The 19351-nt window shown below is 69.4% G+C and carries 16 protein-coding genes, 1 pseudogene and 1 riboswitch; of the genes and pseudogenes, 12 read left to right on the forward strand and 5 right to left on the reverse strand.

From position 1 onward, the window contains the following. Positions 1-179: 179 nt before the first annotated feature. From ISN75_RS18165 to metX, 3 genes are read right to left on the reverse strand one after another with little or no spacing between them, the layout of a single operon-like run. The gene (locus tag ISN75_RS18165; protein ID WP_168647807.1) at positions 180-1268 is read right to left on the reverse strand and encodes a homoserine dehydrogenase; all 1089 of its coding nucleotides are present in this window, start codon (positions 1266-1268) and stop codon (positions 180-182) included. Beyond that, positions 1265-2464, reverse strand: coding sequence for a cystathionine gamma-synthase (gene metB / locus ISN75_RS18170; RefSeq protein WP_210427729.1), 1200 nt, complete (start codon positions 2462-2464; stop codon positions 1265-1267). Before metB ends, ISN75_RS18165 begins: the two co-directional genes overlap by 4 nt. Positions 2465-2516: 52 nt before the next feature. Further along, entirely contained in the window at positions 2517-3536 is a 1020-nt protein-coding gene (gene metX / locus ISN75_RS18175) for a homoserine O-succinyltransferase MetX (RefSeq protein WP_343820501.1), read from the reverse strand. Positions 3537-3615: 79 nt separating this feature from the next. Further along, positions 3616-3731: riboswitch (SAM riboswitch) on the reverse strand. Positions 3732-3939: 208 nt separating this feature from the next. Between metX and ISN75_RS18180 the strand changes: the two genes are divergently transcribed. The 11 genes and pseudogenes from ISN75_RS18180 (at position 3940) to ISN75_RS18230 (ending at position 15088) form a co-directional block, all read left to right on the forward strand. Then, positions 3940-4683, forward strand: a complete 744-nt coding sequence (locus ISN75_RS18180) for a 2OG-Fe dioxygenase family protein (protein WP_343820499.1) — start codon at positions 3940-3942, stop codon at positions 4681-4683. 59 nt (positions 4684-4742) lie between these two features. After that, the gene (locus tag ISN75_RS18185; RefSeq protein ID WP_343820498.1) at positions 4743-5096 is read left to right on the forward strand and encodes a DUF1304 domain-containing protein; all 354 of its coding nucleotides are present in this window, start codon (positions 4743-4745) and stop codon (positions 5094-5096) included. A gap of 5 nt (positions 5097-5101) precedes the next feature. Next, a complete protein-coding gene (locus tag ISN75_RS18190) occupies positions 5102-5764 on the forward strand; it encodes a M24 family metallopeptidase (RefSeq protein ID WP_343820496.1) in 663 nt (220 codons plus the stop codon). Between the two features lie 32 nt (positions 5765-5796). Next, positions 5797-6300, forward strand: a complete 504-nt coding sequence (locus tag ISN75_RS18195; protein ID WP_343820494.1) for a GFA family protein — start codon at positions 5797-5799, stop codon at positions 6298-6300. A gap of 35 nt (positions 6301-6335) precedes the next feature. Beyond that, on the forward strand, positions 6336-7937 hold the full coding sequence (locus ISN75_RS18200; protein WP_167257029.1) for a peptide chain release factor 3: 1602 nt from the start codon (positions 6336-6338) through the stop codon (positions 7935-7937). A 43-nt stretch (positions 7938-7980) separates the two neighbouring features. Beyond that, complete coding sequence (locus tag ISN75_RS18205) at positions 7981-8925, forward strand: CPBP family intramembrane glutamic endopeptidase (RefSeq protein ID WP_343820493.1); 945 nt, start codon at positions 7981-7983, stop codon at positions 8923-8925. 73 nt (positions 8926-8998) lie between these two features. After that, positions 8999-12046, forward strand: a pseudogene (locus ISN75_RS18210) (response regulator); the annotation flags it as partial. Between the two features lie 280 nt (positions 12047-12326). Beyond that, the gene (locus ISN75_RS18215) at positions 12327-12665 is read left to right on the forward strand and encodes a response regulator (protein WP_423385177.1); all 339 of its coding nucleotides are present in this window, start codon (positions 12327-12329) and stop codon (positions 12663-12665) included. Next, positions 12662-13525 carry a CheR family methyltransferase gene (locus ISN75_RS18220; protein WP_167257032.1) on the forward strand — a complete coding sequence of 288 codons (864 nt, stop codon included), beginning with the start codon at positions 12662-12664 and terminating at the stop codon, positions 13523-13525. Before ISN75_RS18215 ends, ISN75_RS18220 begins: the two co-directional genes overlap by 4 nt. A gap of 1 nt (position 13526) precedes the next feature. Then, positions 13527-14096, forward strand: a complete 570-nt coding sequence (locus ISN75_RS18225; RefSeq protein ID WP_167257033.1) for a chemotaxis protein CheB — start codon at positions 13527-13529, stop codon at positions 14094-14096. Next, positions 14093-15088 (forward strand): diguanylate cyclase domain-containing protein, encoded by a 996-nt coding sequence (locus ISN75_RS18230; RefSeq protein WP_167257034.1) that lies wholly within the window; start codon positions 14093-14095, stop codon positions 15086-15088. The genes ISN75_RS18225 and ISN75_RS18230 overlap by 4 nt, the downstream gene beginning before the upstream one ends. Positions 15089-15235: 147 nt before the next feature. Here the strand turns inward: ISN75_RS18230 and ISN75_RS18235 are convergent, their stop codons facing one another. Beyond that, a complete protein-coding gene (locus tag ISN75_RS18235; protein ID WP_343820489.1) occupies positions 15236-17704 on the reverse strand; it encodes an acyl-CoA dehydrogenase in 2469 nt (822 codons plus the stop codon). Positions 17705-17788: 84 nt separating this feature from the next. Beyond that, entirely contained in the window at positions 17789-18667 is an 879-nt protein-coding gene (locus ISN75_RS18240; RefSeq protein ID WP_167257036.1) for an alpha/beta fold hydrolase, read from the reverse strand. Between the two features lie 86 nt (positions 18668-18753). Here ISN75_RS18240 and ISN75_RS18245 point away from each other — a divergent pair, with 86 nt between their 5' ends. After that, positions 18754-19332: a TetR/AcrR family transcriptional regulator gene (locus tag ISN75_RS18245; RefSeq protein ID WP_167257037.1), complete on the forward strand. Its 579-nt coding sequence runs from the start codon at positions 18754-18756 to the stop codon at positions 19330-19332. Positions 19333-19351: the final 19 nt, after the last annotated feature.

Here is a 19351-nt window from a genome sequence, read left to right on the forward strand (position 1 = left end):
GCTTTGCGGACGTCCAGATAAAAACGCGCGGTGAAAGCCGCGCGTTTTTTTATGCTCAGGTCCCGGCGACGCAAGCCGGCGTAGGTTGGGGTGAGCCAACGGCGAACCCCAACATCACCACCTTCAAGCGCATCGCCCCGTTGGGGTTCGCCGTTGGCTCACCCCAACCTACGTCGAGGTCAGGCGAGGGCCAGCACATCACCCAACAACGCCTGCGCCGTCACCTCCGGCCCCGCGCCCGGCCCCTGGATCACCAGCGGCTGCGAGTGGTAGCGCGTGGTGGTGAGGGCGAACTGGTTGTCCGTGCCGTACAGCCGCGCCGCTGGGTGCGTCGCCGGTACTTCGACCAGGCCGACGCGCGCCTTGCCGCGCTGGTTGAGCCGCGCCAGGAAACGCAGCACGCCGCCGCGCGCCTTCGCCTCGGCATGGCGGCGCGCCAGCGGTTCGTCGAGTTCTTCCAGGCGGGCGAGGAAGGTGTCGGTGTCGACGTTGCGCAACGCCTCGGGCACCAGGCTTTCGACGTCCACTTCGTCGGTGCCCAGCGCAAAGCCCGCATTGCGCGCGATGATCAGCAGCTTGCGCGCCACGTCTTCGCCGGAAAGATCGGAACGCGGATCGGGTTCGGTATAGCCCAGCTTGCGCGCCTCGCGCAGCAGCGCGGAGAACGGCTGGCTGCCGTCGTACTGGTTGAACAGGTAGGACAGCGAACCGGAGAACACGCCTTCCAGCGTGAGCAGCGCATCGCCGCAGCCGCGCAGGCGGCGCAGGGTGGACAGCACCGGCAGGCCGGCGCCCACCGTGGCGGAGTCGCCATAGCGGCCGCCTTCGGCTATCGCTGCCTGCAGCGCGCGCCAGCCGGGCAGCTCGCCGCCGGCCAGCGCCTTGTTGGCGGTGACCACGTGATAGCCGCGCGCCAGCCAGTCGGCGTGGCGTGCGGCAAGGCTGGCGTTGGCGGTGGCGTCGATGATGACTTTCACCGCCGCGCCGCTGCCGTCCAGCGCGCGCAGCAGGGCTGCGTCGTCGCGCGGCTCGCCATGGCTCTTGAGCTTCTCGCGCAGGGCGCGGTCGGCCAGTTGCTGGGAATCGGTCTGCTGGCGGCGCGAGTTCGCCGCGGCCACCAGGCGTAGCGAAGCGGCGGCCGGGGTATTGAGCAGCTTGAGCAGCGCGCCGCCGACCACGCCGGTGCCGAGCAGCACGATGGCCGTGCCGCTGGCGGCCGCGGCGGGCTTGGACGTCCGGACGTCCGCTTCCGCCAGCACCGCGCTCATGCGGTCACCCGGCGTTTGTTGGCCAGCGAGGCGAACGCACGGCCCAGGGCGGCGTCGATGTCGCGCACCAGGTCGTCGCCGTCCTCGATGCCCACCGAGATGCGCAGCAGGCTGTCGGCGATGCCGGCGGTGCGGCGCGCTTCCGGCGCCATCGAGGCATGGGTCATGGAGGCCGGGTGCGCGATCAGGCTTTCCACGCCCCCCAGCGATTCGGCCAGCGAGAAATACTGCAGCTCGTTGACGAAGGCTTCGATCTGCGCCACCTCGCCTTCCAGCTCGAAGCTCAGCATGGCGCCGAAGCCGGCTTGCTGGCGCGCGGCCAGGGCGTGGCCGGAGTGGCTGTCCAGGCCCGGGTAGTAGACCTTGCGCACGGCGGCATGGCCGTCGAGCAGGTCGGCGATGCGCTGCGCGTTTTCCTGGTGCTGGCGCAGGCGCACGCTCAGCGTGCGCAGGCCGCGCAGGGTGAGGAAGCTGTCGAACGGCGCGCCGGTCAGGCCATTGCAGTTGCCCCACCACTTCAGCTGGTCGGCCACCGCCTGGTCGCGCGCGATCACCGCGCCGCCCACCACGTCGCTGTGGCCATTGATGTACTTGGTGGTGGAATGCACCACCACGTCCGCGCCCAGCACCAGCGGCTGCTGCAGCGCGGGCGAGAGGAAGGTGTTGTCCACCACCACCAGCGCACCGGCGGCATGCGCGGCCTGTGCCACGTGGCGGATGTCGGTGATGCGCAGCAGCGGGTTGGACGGCGTCTCCACCCACACCAGCGAAGGCTTGCCGGCCAGGCCGGCGGCCAGCGCCACGCTGTCGGTGAGGTCGACGAAGTCGAGCGTGAAGCGGCCCTTCTTGGCCCAGGCGTCGAGCAGGCGCCAGGTGCCGCCGTAGCAGTCGTGCGCGGCCAGCACGCGGCCGCCCGCCGGCACCAGTTCCAGCGCCAGCGCCACCGCCGCCATGCCGCTGGCCGTCACCACCGCGCCCGCGCCCTGTTCCAGTTCGGCCAGCGCATTGCCGAGCAGGTCGCGCGTGGGGTTGCCGCTGCGCGAGTAGTCGTAGGCGCGCTTGCCGCCCAGGCCTTCGAAGGCGTAGTTGGTCGACAGGTGCAGCGGCGGCACCACCGCGCCGTGCTGGGTGTCCGACTCGATGCCGGCGCGCACCGCGCAGGTGCTGGTGCTACAGGGGGCGGTGGTGTCGCTCATGGTGATCTCCGTTTCTTGTTGCTGGTGCGCAAGGGCGTGGGGACGAATGGGTTCAGGCCAGCGCTTCGCGCAGCAGCGGCGCGAGGCGATGGGTTTCCTTGAGGAAGGCGTCGTGGCCGTACGGCGACTCGAGCACCTCGAGCGTGGCCGGGCCATGCAGGCGGCGCTGCAGTTCGCACAGGTCCGACAGCGGCACCAGGCGATCGGACGGAAAACCGATCAGCGTGGCGGGCGCGGCGATGCGCTCCGGCGTCACGTCGTGCAGGTCGATCGATTCGGACAGGGCGAGGAAGCGCTCCACGTCGAAACGCTCGACGAAGCGGCGGCCCTGGTGCACCAGGTAGTCCTCGACCGGGAAATGGAAGCGCCCTTCGCGGAATTCCGGCGCGGCGGTGAAACGGCGCGAGAATTCCTCGCTGCCGCGGTAGGTGGTCATGGCCAGCTGGCGCGCCAGCGACAGCGCCTGCTCCGGCTGCCCGGTCTCCAGGCCCAGCCGCACGATGCCGCGCTGCACGGCGCGCTGCGCGGTGGCCAACGGATGCGGGCGGTGCGCGCCGGCCAGCAGCACCAGGCGGTCCAGCGCATAGGGGTGGCGCGCAGCGAAAGCCAGGCCGGCCATGGCGCCGTAGGAAGAACCGACGAAGGCATGCACGCGCACGATGCCCAGCGCCTCGACCAGGGCGGCCAGGGCGTCGGCCTGGTCTTCGCTGGAGACGGCGGTGGCGCCGTCGAGTTCGGCCGGGGTCAGCCAGTCGATGCACAGCACGCGGTAGCGGTCGAGGTCGATCGGGCGGCCGGCGCCGACGGCTTCCTGCCACCAGCCGGGGGTGGCTTCGTCGTCCAGCACCACCACGTCGCGGTTGGCGGAGATGCCGCCCTGCACGATCACGGTGGGCGCGTCCGGCGCGCCGCACCACAGGTAGCGCACGTCGACTTCGCAGGGGCGGCTGCCGTACTTGGGCGAGAGACGGATGCGGCGGGAGCTGCGCTGCGTCGTGAGGTCCGCGCGGACAACGCCCGCCTGGGTACAGGGGGCAGTGGCGCTGGTGACGGGCTGGGGCTGGCTGGACATCTCGCTCTCCGGTTCGGGCATCGCCCTGCGGATCGGAGAGAGGTCGCCACGCCGCCGGCATGAGTGCCGGCACGAAGCTCGCCCATCTCTCGGCGGCGCCTGATTGCGCCTCCGCAGGAGTTGGCACCGTGGCGGGAAATCCCGCAGGTTGCCCCGGCTTCAAAGGGCCTGTCCCTCAGCCGGTCTCGATGAGTGATGCGGACTGTATCGGTGCCCGCTCGGCCGTGTCAATAGTTTGGCCGTCTAAACGTCTACACGCCCAATCGGTTCAAGATTATTCGCACAAACCCGCCAGGCCGCGCCAGACAAGGCGCCAGCAGCCCTGCGGCATGCCAGCTGCCGGCCATGTGCCGCGCCTGCGTCGGCGCTATGCTTGGCCGCTTTCCCACTCCCCGGGATGTCCATGACCGCCCCCGAACACCAGGCCACGTCCGCCCCGGCCCTGCGCGAGCTGCTCCAGCGCGACGGCTTCGCCTTCGCCACCCACCTGGCAATGGAGCGCCTGCTGGAAGACGGTTCCCGGCAGGCGATGGCGGACTGGGCCGCATTCGCCGACAGCTGGAACGCGCTGGGCCCGGACGATTACCTGGCCGCCAAGGGCCGCCACCGGCGCCGCCGCCATGCGGTGTTCGCGGCCGGCGCGGCGGGCCCGTTCGAGCTGCGCCCGCGGCAGCCGCACTACCAGAGCCTGGACTACAACAATCTGCAGGGCGGCATCGAACGCTGGTTCGAGCCGGTACTCCCGGCCATTGCCGAAGGCCCCAGCCTGCAGCGCATCCTGGCCTTCGCCCGCGATTTCTTCGGCGCGCTGGCGCCGCAGGTGGCGCAGTGGCAGGTGGAGGTGCACCAGTTCCGCATCGAGGCCCGCGCCGGACTCGCCGGCGAGCCCACGCCCGAAGGCGTGCACCGCGACGGGGTGGATTACGTGCTGGTGCTGCTGGTGGACCGCGAGAACATCGAAAGCGGCACCACTACCATCCACACCGCCGACGGCAGCCTGCTGGGCAGCTTCACCCTCACCCACCCGCTGGATGCGGCGCTGGTGGACGATGCGCGGGTGTTCCACGGGGTGACGCCGGTGATGCCGCGCGATGCCACCCGGGCCGCGCACCGCGACGTGCTGGTGGTGACCTTCCGCAAGGCGTAGGTTGGGGTTCGCCGATGGCTCACCCCAACCTACAATGGATGTTCAACCAAGGAGCCGCCGTGTCCATTGCCGCCCAAATCGTCATCGCCCTGGTCGCCGTGCTGCACGTATGGTTCCTGGTGCTGGAAATGTTCCTGTGGGACAAGCCGGCCGGCCGTAGGGCCTTCGGCACCACCGCGGAATTCGCCGCGCAATCGAAGGTGCTCGCCGCCAACCAGGGCCTGTACAACGGCTTTCTCAGCGCCGGCCTGCTGTGGTCGCTGTGGCTGGGCACGGACGGCCTCGCCGTGGCGCGCTTCTTCCTGGGCTGCGTACTGGTGGCCGGGCTTTACGGCGGCTTTACCGCCTCGCGCCGCATCCTGCTGTTCCAGGCCGTGCCGGCGGCGCTGGGCCTGATCCTGCTGTGGATCTGAGCGCCATGACCGCGACCCCGCGCGAAGCCGTCGGCGCCCCCTACGACCCCGCCCTGATGCTGCGCGCCCGCGAGCGCAGCTGGGCCGTGCTGCAGGGCATCCGCGAGCGCATGCGCCCGGGCATCAGCGAGGAAGAAGCCCGGACCGAGGCCGCCGAGGTGTTCCGCGCCCACGGGCTGGAGCGGCTGTGGCACCCGGTGGTGATCCGCATCGGCGCCAACACTCTCAAGACCTTCCGCGAAGCCTCCGACCCGGCGCTGCGGCTGGGCGCGGACGACATCTATTTCATCGACCTGGGCCTGGTCTTCGACGGCCACGAGGGCGACGTCGGCGACACCTTCACCACCGGCGCCGATCCGGCCAGGCAGGCCTGCGCCGAGGCCGCCCGCACCCTGTTCGACGACGTGGCCGCGGCCTGGCGCACCCGGGGCCTGAGCGGCGAGGCGCTGTACGCCTTCGCCGCCGAGCGGGCCGAAGCGATGGGCTGGCGCCTCAACCACGCCATCAAGGGCCACCGCGTGGGCGATTTCCCCCACGCCATCCACAAGGCCGGCGACCTGGGCACGCTGAAGCAGGCCCCGTCCGGCGGCCTGTGGATCCTGGAGATCCAGATCGCCCACCCCAGCGAGCCCTACGGCGCCTTCTACGAGGACCTGCTGGTCGAGTAGGCTGGGCCGTCCGAATCTCGGGAGCCAGCGCGATGGCGGTCGAGTTCCTGCCCCTGGACGGGGGCTGCACCTGCGGCGAAGTCCGCTACCGCCTCGGCAGCGGCCCGCTGATCGTGCACTGCTGCCACTGCCGCTGGTGCCAGCGCGAAAGCGGTGCCGCCTTCGCCCTCAACGCCATGATCGAAACCGGGCGCCTGCGCCTGCTGCGCGGCCGCCCGCTCGTCGAAACCATCCCCAGCTTCAGCGGCAAGGGCCAGCAGGTCGCCCGCTGCCCGGACTGCATGGTCGCCCTGTGGAGCCACTACGCCGGCGGCGGCGCCACCTTCGCCTACGTGCGGGTCGGCACCCTGGACGACCCGGACCGCCTGCCGCCGGACATCCACGTCTTCACCGCCAGCAAGCAGCCGTGGGTGGTGATTCCGGAGGGCGCGCGGGCGGTGCCGGAGTTCTACCGGCGCAGCGAGGTGTGGACGGCGGAGAGCCTGGAGCGGCGGCGGGTGGCCCTCGAAGGGCCAGGGGACGCCCAGCCACGCTAGAATGTCGGGTTCGCATCGACCGCCCCGATCCCCGCATGTACACCCACCTCGACGAAACCCTCCGCCGCCGCACCTTCGCCATCGTCAGCCACCCTGACGCCGGCAAGACCACGCTCACGGAAAAGCTGCTGCTGTTCGGCGGCGCCATCCAGATGGCCGGCTCGGTGAAGGGGCGCAAGGCTGCGCGCCATGCCACCTCGGACTGGATGGCGCTGGAAAAGGAGCGCGGCATCTCGGTCACCTCGTCGGTGATGCAGTTCCCGTACGAAGGCAAGATCGTCAATCTGCTCGATACCCCCGGCCACGCGGACTTCTCGGAAGACACCTACCGCGTGCTCACCGCGGTGGACTCCGCGCTGATGGTGATCGACTGCGCCAAGGGCGTGGAGGAACGCACCATCAAGCTGATGGAGGTGTGCCGCCTGCGCGACACGCCGATCATGACCTTCATCAACAAGCTCGATCGCGAAGGCCGCTCGCCGATCGAGCTGCTGGACGAAGTGGAATCCGTGCTCGGCATCGCCTGCGCGCCTCTGACCTGGCCGATCGGCATGGGCAAGCGCCTTAAGGGCGTCTATCACATGCTGCTGGACGAAGTGCATGTGTTCGAGCCGGGCAAGAACTTCACGCGGCAGGATTCGACCATCTTCAAGGGCCTCGACGCGCCCGGCCTCGAAGCCGCCATCGGCGCCGAGGCGATGAAGGAACTGCGCGACGAACTGGAACTGGTGCAGGGCGCCTCGCATCCGTTCGACCTGCAGCAGTACCTGGCCGGCAAGCTCACGCCGGTGTTCTTCGGCTCGGCGGTGAACAACTTCGGCGTGCAGCTGCTGCTGGACTTCTTCGTCGAGCACGCGCCCTCGCCCAAGCCGCGCGCCACGCTCAGCCGCGAGATCGAGCCGACCGAGGAAAAACTCACCGGCTTCGTGTTCAAGATCCAGGCCAACATGGACCCGGCGCACCGCGACCGCGTGGCCTTCATGCGCGTGTGCTCGGGCACCTATACCGCCGGCATGAAGATGATCCAGACCCGCACCGGCAAGGAAGTGCGCATCGCCAATGCGCTCACCTTCATGGCCAGCGACCGCGAGATCGTCGAAAGCGCCTTCCCCGGCGACGTGATCGGCCTGCACAACCACGGCACCATCAGCATCGGCGACACCTTCAGCGAAGGCGAGCCGGTGTCGTTCACCGGCATCCCTAACTTCGCGCCGGAATTGTTCCGCCGCGCGCGCCTGCGCGATCCGCTCAAGATGAAGGCGTTGCAGAAGGGCCTGGCGCAGCTCTCGGAAGAAGGCGCCACGCAGTTCTTCCGTCCGCTGATGAGCAACGACCTGGTGCTGGGCGCGGTAGGCGTGCTGCAGTTCGACGTGGTGGCGTACCGCCTGAAGGACGAATACGGCGTCGACGCCGCGTTCGAGCCGGTGGGCGTGGCCACGGCGCGCTGGGTGCACTGCGGCGATGAAAAGAAGCTGGAAGAATTCCGCGAGAAGAACGCCATGAACCTGGCGGTGGACGCGGCCGGCGAGCTGGTCTACCTGGCGCCGTCGCGGGTCAACCTGCAGCTGGCGCAGGAGCGCTGGCCGCAGGTACGCTTCTCGGCCACGCGCGAGCACGCCGCCTCCGTCGACGTCTGATATTTCAAAGAACGTTTTTCAAGGAACGTTCTTCAAGGAACGCATGGACGCTAACTCCCAACTGGCCTTCGTCCCCCCCGCCCACGCCACCGTCTGGCAACGCCGGCTGGTGTTCTCGCCGCTGGGGCGCATCGTCAACTTCGTGGTGACGATGATCGCCACGGGCTTCGTGGTCGGCTCGGTGTTCCATGTGCTGGGCTGGAATGCCAAGGACGCCGATCCGCTGCTGCGCGCCGTGGCCGAGATGATCGGGCGCCTGCTGCCGGCCCTGGTCGCCTACCTGATCCTGGTGCGCGGCGTGGAAAGCCGACCCGTCGCCGAGCTGTCGCTGCGCCGCCTGCCCGCGCAGGGCGGCCTCGGCCTGGCCATCGGCATCGGCCTGATGAGCCTCACCGTGGCCGTGCTGTGGCTGCTGGGCAGCTACCACGTGCTGCACACCAACCCCGCCGCCGACTGGGCGCCGGCCGTGCTGGTGGTAGGCGTCGGGGCGGGGCTGGGCGAGGAGATCCTGTTCCGCGGCGTGCTGTTCCGCATCGTCGAGGAAGGGCTGGGCACCTGGTGGTCGCTGGCCATTTCGGCGCTGTTCTTCGGCGCCGTGCATCTGAACAATCCCGGCGCCACGCTGTGGAGCTCGCTCTCGATCGCGATCGAGGCCGGCATCCTGCTGGGCCTGCTCTATCACGTCACCCGCTCGCTGTGGATCTGCGCGGGCATGCACCTGGCCTGGAACGTGCTGCAAGGCACCGTGTTCGGCATCGCCGTATCCGGCCTGCCGCCGGATGGCTTCCTGGTGGCGAAGATGACCGGCCCGGGCTGGCTCAGCGGCGGCGACTTCGGCGCCGAGGCCTCGGTGGTGGCCCTGCTGGTGTGCACCTCGCTCAGCGGCGTGCTGCTGGCGATGGCGCTGCGCCGCGGCTCGATCGTGCCGCCGGCATGGCAGCGGCGCATTCCCCCGACCGCATCGGCCACACCGACCACACCGGGCTGACGCCCGCTGCGCTACCCTGCGCCGAACGCCTGGCAGAAGGCTGTGCGCCGGGCCATCGATACAGGGAACCCGCATGGCCACCACCGCCCCCCGCCAGTATTCCTGGCTCGCGCACCAGCCGATCCAGCGCAAGATCCTCCTGGCCATCGGCAGCCTGATCGCGCTGTTCGTGATCTGCGGCTCGGTCACCCTGCTCTCGCTGAACCGGCAGGACGACAGCTGGCAATGGTCGCGCCACACCTTCGAAGTGCGCGCCGCGCTGAACGACATCATCGAAGGCCTGCAGAACAGCCAGGCCGCGGTGCGCGGCTACCTGCTCACGCAGAACCGCAAGGAACTGGATAGCTTCAAGGCGGGCAATCGCCACTCGCAGGACGGCATCGACGCGGTGCGCCGGCTCACCGCCGACAACCCCTTGCAGCAGACCCGGCTGGACCGCGTGCAGACGCTGACCCGGCAATGGCAGCAGGAAGCGCAGCAGCATGGCATCGAGGCGATCGACGCGGTCAAGGGCGCCGATGCCACCCAGCTCGCGCTGGAGCGCGCGCGTGTCCAGTCCAGCTACATGGACCACCGCACGGTGACAAGCGCCGACCTGATCGACCTGGTCGACCAGATGGACACCACCGAAGCCACCCTGCTCGGCGAGCGCGAAGTCACGCAGGGCCGCGACGAGGTGTTCGTGCGCGCGGTGACCTGGGGCGCCATGCTGCTGGCCCTGCTGTTCGGCCTGGTGGTGGTGCGCTTCACCTTCCGCCTGATCACGCGGCCGCTGCGCCGCATGACCGACCTGATGAGCCGGCTGGCCCAGCACGACCACACGGTGGAGATCCGCCAGACCGAACGCCGCGACGAGATCGGCGAGATCGCCCGCGCGCTGCAGGTGTTCAAGCAGATGGCGATCGAGACGGCGGCGCAGACCTGGGTCAAGGGCAACGTGTCGGAGATCGCCGGCGAGCTGCAGAAGGTGGACGACCAGCGCGAGTTCGGCAACCGCCTCACCGGCACCCTGGTGCCGCTGCTGCAGGCCGGCGTGGGCGTGTTCTACGCCTTCGACGAGGAACGCAACCAGCTTGAGCTGCAGGGCAGCTACGGCTACCGCGAGCGGCGCCACCTCAGCACCAGCTACGCGCCGGGCGAGGGCCTGGTCGGCCAGTGCGCGCTGGAGCGCCAGGCCATCGTGCTGCAGGACGTGCCGGACGACTACGTGCGCATCCATTCCGGTACCGGCGAAGCGGCGCCGCGCAGCATCGCCGTGCTGCCGCTGCTGTCGCGCGACAAGCTGCTGGGCGTGCTGGAACTGGCCAGCTTCCAGCACCTCAGCGGCCCGCAGCAGAGCCTGCTCGACGAACTGCTGCCGATCGCCGCGCTGTCGCTGGAAAACCTCGGCCGCGCCCTGCGCACCAAGGACCTGCTCAACCGCACGCGCGAACAGGCCGACGAGCTGCGCGCCTCCGAGGAAACGCTGCGCAACCAGCAGCACGAACTGCAGGCCAGCAACGAAGAGCTCAACCTCAAGACGCGCGAACTGCAGGAGCAGTCGCAGCGGCTGCTGGCCTCCGAGGAAGAGCTGCGCGTACAGACCGAGGAGCTGCAGGCCAGCAACGAGGAACTGCGCCAGAAGACCGAGACGCTCAACCAGCAGAAGCACCTGCTCGAGGTGCTGCAGCACGAAACCCAGGAAAAAGCCGACGAGCTGGCCCGCGCCAGCCAGTACAAGTCGGAGTTCCTCGCCAACATGTCGCACGAGCTGCGCACGCCGCTGAACAGCCTGCTGATCCTGTCGCGCAGCCTGGCCGAGAACCGCGAGGGCAATCTCGACGGCGAGCAGGTGGAGTCGGCGCGCATCATCCACGACTCCGGCAGCAACCTGCTGCGCCTGATCAACGACATCCTGGATCTGTCCAAGGTCGAAGCCGGCAAGATGGAACTGGTGCTGGCCGACCTGCCGCTGGCCGACCTGGAGCGCACGCTCAAGCGCACCTTCGCCCACGTGGCGCAGGAAAAAGGCCTGGAATTCCGCGTGGAGATCGAGCCCGGCGTACCGGCCAGCATCCACACCGATGCCGCCAAGCTCGAACAGGTGGCCAACAACCTGGTGGGCAACGCCTTCAAGTTCACCCACCAGGGCGGCGTGACCGTGCGCATCGCGCGCCCGCCGTCCGGACTGGCCCTGCCGGAGGCGCTGCAAGGCAAGCCCGCGATCGCCATCGCCGTGCACGACACCGGCATCGGCATTCCGCGCGCCAAGGCCGAGCGCGTGTTCAACGCCTTCGAGCAGGTCGACGCCAGCACCAGCCGCCAGTACGGCGGCACCGGCCTGGGCCTGGCCATCTCGCGCCGGCTGGTGGAGCTGCTGGGCGGCAGCGTGGTGCTGGACAGCGAGGAAGGCCGCGGCAGCACCTTCACCATGCTGCTGCCCGAAAGCGTCGACGGCAGCGCCACGCCCGTGCCGGCACCGGGCGCGCCGATGGAAGCCAGGCCGGCGCCGGTCAGCAGCGCGCTGCTGCCGGAAACCATCGAGGACGACCGCGACTCGCTGGCCGCGGGCGATACCGCCATCCTCATCGTGGAGGACGACCCGGTGTTCGCGCGCATCCTCGCCGACATGGTCCGCCGCAAGGGCTACCGCGCGCTGGCCGCCGCCGACGGCGAGTCCGGCCTGCAGCTGGCGCAGCGCTTCCGCCCCACCGGCATCCTGCTCGACGTGATGCTGCCGGGCATGGACGGCTGGACGGTGATCGCGCGGCTGAAGGAGAACGCGGTTACCCGGCACATCCCCGTGCATTTCATTTCCGCGGTGGACGACGCCAGCCGCGGACGCGAGCTGGGCGCGGTGGGCTTCCTCACCAAGCCGGTCAGCCGCGAATCGATCGACGGCGCGTTCGAGCGACTGCTGCACTTCGCCGAGGGCCAGGCGCGGCGCCTGCTGATCGTGGACGACGATGCCGACTCGCGCTCGGCCATGCGCACCCTGCTGCGCGGCGACGACGTCACCATCGACGAGGCCGGCAGCGCGGAGGAAGCGCTGCAGCGCCTGGGCGAAGGCAGCTACGACTGCATCGTGCTCGACCTGGGCCTGCCCGGCATGGACGGCATGGAGCTGCTCGAGCGCCTGGGCACCGGCGGCAGCACGCCACCGGTGGTGATCTACTCCGGCCGCGACCTGAGCCGCGAGGAAAGCCTGAAGCTGCGCCAGTACACCGACAGCATCGTGATCAAGGGCGCGCGTTCGCCGGAGCGCCTGATGGACGAGGTCAGCCTGTTCCTGCACAGCATCCGCGGCGGCCACGCGCGCGCGGCCGCGCCGGCCGCCGCCCCCCGCGCCGGCGCACGCGCCGGCCGTCAACGGCATGCCCAGCGAGCTGGGCGGGCGCAAGGTGCTGCTGGTGGACGACGACATGCGCAACCTGTTCGCGCTGTCCAAGGTGCTGCGCGGCTGGGGCATGCAGGTGAACATGGCGCAGGACGGCCAGAAGGCGCTGAAGGCGCTGGACGAGCAGAGCGGCGTCGAAGTGGTGCTGATGGACATCATGATGCCGGTGATGGATGGCTACGACACCATCCGCGAGATCCGCGCGCAGCCGCGCTTCGCCAAGCTGCCGATCATCGCGCTCACCGCCAAGGCCATGCGCGGCGACCGCGAGAAATGCCTGGAAGCCGGCGCCAACGATTACCTCTCCAAGCCGATCGACATCGACAAGCTGTCGTCGATGCTGCGCGTGTGGCTGCACCGATGAAGGAGCGCGGCGCCGGCAGGACGGACGGCGAACTCGAGGACATCGAGGTCGAGCTGTTCGTGCGCGCGCTGCAGGCGCGCCACGGCTACGACTTCAGCCAGTACGCGCCGGCCTCGCTCAAGCGCCGCGTGCAGCAGCTGGTGATCGCCCACCACACCGGTACCATCAGCGCGCTCACCGGCCGCCTGCTGCACGAACCGGCGTTCCTGGCGCAGGTGCTGGAAGGCCTGTCGGTGCCGGTGTCGGAAATGTTCCGCGACCCGGAAGTGTTCAGCGCGCTGCGCCAGCAGGTGTTGCCGGTGCTGGCGTCGTATCCGCAGATCAATATCTGGCAGGCCGGCTGCGCGCACGGGCAGGAGGTCTATTCGCTGGCCATCCTGCTGGAAGAAGCCGGGCTGTACGAGCGCACCCAGATCTACGCCACCGACTTCAACGAAGCCGCGCTGCGCCATGCGCAGGAAGGCATCTATCCGGCGCGCGAGGCGCAGCTGTGGTCGCGCAACTACCTGGCGGCCGGCGGCAGCCATACGCTCGCCGACTACTACAGCGCGCGCTACGAACTGCTGAAGCTGGACAGCCGCCTGCGCCGCAACGTGATCTTCGCCAACCACAACCTGGTCACCGACGAAGTGTTCTGCGAAGCGCACCTGGTGCTGTGCCGCAACGTGCTGATCTATTTCTCCGACCCGCTGCAGGACCGCACCCTGGGCCTGTTCCGCGACAGCCTGGTGCGCGGCGGCTTCCTTTGCCTGGGCACGCGCGAAAGCCTGGATTTCGCGCCTTCCGCCGCGGATTTCACGGCCGTCGACGCGGGCCTGCGCATCTACCGGCTCGGCGCCAAGGCGCCGCAGGCGGCCTGACGTGGCGGCGCCGGAAGCCATCGCGATCGGATGCTCGGCCGGCGGCCTCACCGCGCTGGAGCGGCTGCTGGCGCAACTGGATCCACGCCTGCCGCAGACCCTGCTGGTGTGCTGCCATACCGGCTCGGCCACGGTCGAGCTGATGTGCGAGCTGCTGGCGCGGCACACCCGCCTGGCGGTGACCGAGGCGCGCGAGCGCGAACTGCCGGCGCCCGGCACGGTGCACGTGGCGCCCAGCGGCTATCACCTGCTGTTGGAGCACGACCGCCGCTTTGCGCTCAGCGTGGACCCGCGGGTGAGCTACGCGCGCCCCTCGATCGACGTACTATTCGATTCCGCCGCCGAGGCGTACCGCGAACGCCTGGTCGGCGTGGTGCTCACCGGCGCCAACAGCGACGGCGCCGAAGGACTGGCGGCGATCCGCGCGCAGGGAGGCATCGCCATCGTGCAGGAGCCCGGCGACGCGGAAGTACCGACCATGCCGCAGGCCGCGCTGGAGCGCGCCGGCGCCGATCATTGCCTGCCCCTGGCGCAGATCCCGCCGCTGCTCAACCGGCTCTGTCTCGCATGAATATCGCCCGCCCCAAGATCCTCGTCGTCGACGACACCCATGCCAACCTGGTGGCGATGCGCGTGCTGCTGGCCGATTGCGGCGCCGAGCTGCTGGAAGCCAGCAGCGGCAACCAGGCGCTGGCGATGTGCCTGGACCATGAGTTCGCGCTGATCCTGCTGGACGTGAACATGCCGGACATGGACGGCTTCGAGGTGGCCTCGCTGCTGGGCGAATCCGGCCAGCTGCAGGAGACGCCGATCATTTTCGTCACCGCGGCCTATGCGGACGACCTCCATCGGCTCAAGGGCTACCGCTTCGGCGCGGTGGACTACATCGCCAAGCCGGTGAACGACGCCATCCTGCAGTCGAAGGTGCGCGTGTTCCTGGAGCTGTACGAAGCGCGCGCGCAGCTGCGCGCCACGCTGGACGAGCTTTCGGAGCGCAACCGCCAGCTCGGCATCGAGATGGCCGAGCGCGAGCGGGTGGAAGCGCAGATCCGCCACCAGGCCACCCACGACATGCTCACCGGCCTGCCCAACCGCGTGCTGTTCCACGACCGCCTGCGCACCGCCATGCAACGCGCGCCGCGCCACGGCATGGCGTTCGCGCTGGTGCTGCTGGACATCGACGGCTTCAAGGGCATCAACGACGACCACGGGCATCCGGCCGGCGATGCGCTGTTGCGCGCGATCGCCGCGCGCCTGCACGCGGCGCTGCGCGCGAACGACACCGTCGCGCGCCTGGGCGGCGACGAATTCGCGCTGATCCTGGAAGACGTCTCCGATGCCGCGGCACTGCTGCACCGCTGCCAGGAACTGGGCGGCGAACTGGCCGCGCCCTACCCGCTGGACGGCAGCCGCGGTCCGTTCGTGGCGCAGGTGAGCGCCAGCCAGGGCATCGCGCTGTGGAGCGGCGACGCGCGCAGCGACGAGGACCTGATCCAGGCCGCCGACCGCGCGCTGTACAAGGCCAAGGAAGACGGCAAGAACCGCTGCGTCATGGCCCCCTGAAGAACGGCGCCGCAGGTTGGGGTGAGCGCAGCGAACCCCAACAAGCCTCTCACGCCATCGATACGTCCGATCTTCCGGTTACCACGCTCGACGGCGCGGTAACCGGGGTGGTCTGTTGGGGTTCGCTGCGCTCACCCCAACCTACGCTCAGGCCGCGTCGGCGAGCTTCTTGATCTCTTCCTTGGTCTTCGCCGCGCCCAGTTCCGACGGGTCGAAATCGTCGACCGAGATGAACTCGAACACGCCCTCGCGCACGCGCTTGAGCAGGGCCGCCTCGGCGCTGTCGATGATGCCGGCCTTCTCGGCCTCGGCCAGCTGGCCGAAGTAGTCGTGCGACTTGAACTGGCCGGCCTTCTGCGCCTTGAGGAACTTGCGCTCCACCGGCTCGGCGGCGATCACGTCCGGCAGCAGCTCGTTCATGCGGCCGACCGTGTTGTTCGCCGTCGGGGTGAGATACACCCACTCCAGCAGGCGGTCGCGCGCTTCGCCCGGCGCCGTGATGATGGCGGCGACGCGGCGGCCCAGGCGGTCCGACGGCGGCACTTCGCGGCGGCCGAACGGGAACACCAGCACGCGCAGCAGCCAGGAGACCGGGCGCACCGGGAAGTTGCGGATCGCGCCGTCCAGCGCCATCTGCGTACGCCACATGCACTCGTGGAAGGCCCAGGCCAGCAGCGGACGGTCCGCTTCCGGACGGCCGGTGTCCTCGTAGCGCTTGAGCATGGCGCTGGCGATGTACAGATAGCTCAGCACGTCGCCCAGGCGCGCCGACAGTTTCTCTTTGAACTTCAGCTTGCCGCCGAGCACGCCCATGAAGGTGTCCGCGCACAGCGCCAGCGCGGCCGAATAGCGGTCGAGCTTGCGGTAGTAGCGGCGCGTGTAGGCGTCGCCCGCGGCCTCGCCGATGCGCGAACCGGTGAAGCCCAGGGTGAAGGCGCGCACCGCATTGGAAATGCCGAAGCCGATATGGCTGAACAGCAGGCGGTCGAAGGTCTTCAGGCGGTCGCCGTAGTCGGCGATCGACAGCGCCTGCATTTCCTTCAGCACGTACGGATGGCAGCGGATCGCGCCCTGGCCGAAGATCATCAGGCTGCGCGTCATGATGTTCGCGCCTTCCACCGTGATGGCGATCGGCACGCCCTGCCAGGCGCGGCCGGCGTAGTTCTTCGGGCCCAGCTGCACGGCCTTGCCGCCATGCACGTCCATGGCGTCGCCGGCGATGATGCGGCCCCACTCGGTGGCGTGGTACTTGGCGATGGCCGACGGCACGGCCGGCTTCTCGCCGCGGTCCACCGCGGCAGCCGTGGCGCGCGACAGCGCCGCGGTGGCATAGGTCAGGCCGCCGATGCGCGCGAGCGCTTCTTCCACGCCTTCGAAACGCGCGATGGAGAGACCGAACTGCTTGCGCATGCGCGCATAGGCGCCGGTGGCGGCCACGGCGGAACGCACGCCGCCGGTGGCATTGGACGGCAGCGAAATGGCGCGGCCTACCGACAGGCATTCCACCAGCATGCGCCAGCCGTGGCCGGCCATGCTCGGCCCGCCGATCAGCACCGACATCGGCACGAAGATGTCCTTGCCGTGCACCGGGCCGTTCTGGAACGGGATGTTGAGCGGGAAGTGGCGGCGGCCGATTTCCAGGCCCGCGGTGGAGCGCGGAATCAGCGCCAGGGTGATGCCCAGGTCTTCCTTGTCGCCCAGCAGCTTCTCCGGGTCGTACATGCGGAAGGCCAGGCCGACCACGGTGGCGATCGGCGCCAGCGTGATGTAGCGCTTGTCGAAGGTGAGGCGGATGCCGAGCGTCTCGACGCCGTCCACCGTCTGCTTGCAGACGATGCCGAAGTCGGTGATCGAGGTGGCGTCGGAGCCGGCATACGGGCCGGTAAGCGCGAAGCAGGGAATCTCCTCGCCCACCGCCAGGCGCGGCAGGTAGTAGTTCTTCTGCTCGTCGCTGCCGTAGTGCAGCAGCAGCTCGGCCGGGCCGAGCGAATTGGGCACGGCGACGGTGGAGGCCACGGTGGCCGACATGGTCGCCAGCTTCTGCAGCACCGCCGAATGCGCCAGCGCGGAGAAGCCCAGGCCGCCGTACTGCTTCGGGATGATCATGCCGAAGAACTTGTGCTTCTTGATGAAGGCCCAGACGTCCGGCGGCAGGTCGGCCAGCTCGTGGGTGATCTGCCAGTCGTTGAGCATGCCGCACAGCTGTTCCACCGGGCCGTCCATATAGGCCTGTTCCTCGGTGCTCAGCTCCGGCTTGGGCTGCTTCATCAGCTCGTGCCAGTCCGGCTTGCCGGAGAACAGCTGGCCTTCGAAACCGACGGTGCCGGCTTCCAGCGCGGTCTGCTCGGTTTCCGACAGCTTCGGCGTGACCTTGGCGAACAGCTTCAGCAGCGGCGCGCTGATCTTCTTGCGGCGGAAGTCGATCATCAGCAGCGGCACGGCGACCACCAGCTCGAGGGTCAGCAGCACGACCGTGGTGGCCGGCGCGCCGGCGATCAGGCCCACGACCAGGGTGGCGCCGACGGTGACGATCGCCCAGGTCCGCAGGCTGCTGCGATGGTAGGCACAGGCGCCGGTGGCGATGAGGGCCGCCAGCAGGGTGAGGATCACGGACATGAAAGCACCTCGTCGCGAATGGCGTTGTGGCGATGGACAGGCATGGGCATTACTCAGTCAGGAAAACCGCGTCCGTGCGGGCATTCAATGCGTTGCTCCACCGTCCAGAGTGCGCAGGAATCGTGCGATCTCACGGGTGAAAGCGTCGTTGGCGTCGCCCGCCACCATATGCGTGGCACGCGGCAGCTCCACGTGTTCGGCATGCGGGGCGAGGCGCAGGAATTCGTCGACGGTGTCGCGCGAGACCACGTCGCTGCGTCCGCCCGACAGCAGCAGCAAGGGCACGCGCACGTTGGCCGCGGCGCTCATCAGGCGCGGCTGGTAGCGCTCGGCCTCGCGCACCAGGTCGCCGCCGAGCAGGGCCGGGTCCCAATGCCAGCGCAGGCGGCCGTCGGCGCCTTCGCGCAGCAGGGGGCGCAACTGGTCTTCGCTCTTGCGGCCGGCGCGGTGCGGCAGGTAGGCGGCGATCTGTTCGGCCGCTTCGGCGTAATCGGCGAAGCCGTCCGGATGCGCCTGCATGAAAGCGAGGATGCGTTCGACGCCGGCGGTTTCCCAGCGCGGGGTGATGTCCACCAGCACCAGGGCGCGGAACAGGCCGGGGTCGATCTCGCCGGCCACCACCAGGCCGAGCAGGCCGCCCATCGAGGCGCCGACCAGCACCGGCGGTTCCGGCTGAGAACGAGCGAGCCCGACCAGGTCGGCCACGAACTGTTCCATGTGGTAGTCGCCGCCGGGCACGCGGCCGCTTTCGCCATGGCCGCGGCTGTCGAAAGTGACGCAGCGCAAGCCCTCGCCTGCCAGCGCGGCGGCGGTGGCCGTCCAGGCGTGGCGGGTCTGGCCGAAGCCGTGGGCGAACAGCAGGGCGGGCCGGCCGTCGGGCTGGCGTACGTCCACCGCCAGGCGCACGCCATCGGCGGCGGCATAGGAGTGGGACGAAACGGCGGCTGGCGCGATGGTAACCATACGGACGAGTATGGATTGCCGTCCGAGCCGCCGTCAACCACGGCCGTTCGGATTGCAAAGCCTAGGACTGGGGCTACCATGCTCGAATGAATGCCAGCGCCAAACCCGAACGTACCCGTCTTTCCGCCGAAGATTGGGAAGATGCCGCCCTCAAGCTGATTGCCGACCAGGGTGTCGGCGCCCTCGCCGTCGAGGCCCTGGCCCGCCAGCTCGGGGTAACCAAGGGCAGCTTCTACTGGCACTTCCGCACCCGCGAAGCCCTGCTGCAGGCCGCGCTGGAACGCTGGGAGCAGTACGGCGAGCGCGAGGTGATCAGCCAGATCGAGGCCATGCCCGACCCGCGCGCCCGCCTGCCGGAACTGTTCCGCCGGGTCGCGCACGAAATCGCCCCGCACCGCGTCTACGCCGCCCTGCTCAAGGCGCTGGATCACCCCCAGGTGGTGCCGGTGATGGCCCGCGTGTCGCAGCGGCGCATGGAATTCCTCACCACCATCTACCGCGAAGCCGGCCTGGCCCCGGCCGAGGCGCTGAACCGCGCGCGCCTCACCTACGCGGCCTACGTAGGCTTCCTGCAGCTCAACTTCACGCTGGGTCTACCGCGCATCAGCCATGAAGACTTCGATGCCTACGTCGAGCACATGATCAAGACGCTCACGCCGGGCTGAAAGACCAGCCGCATCAGCG

The sequence above is a fragment of the Dyella marensis genome, from assembly GCF_049532885.1.
In the GTDB taxonomy this organism is placed as follows: Bacteria; Pseudomonadota; Gammaproteobacteria; order Xanthomonadales; family Rhodanobacteraceae; genus Dyella_D; species Dyella_D marensis.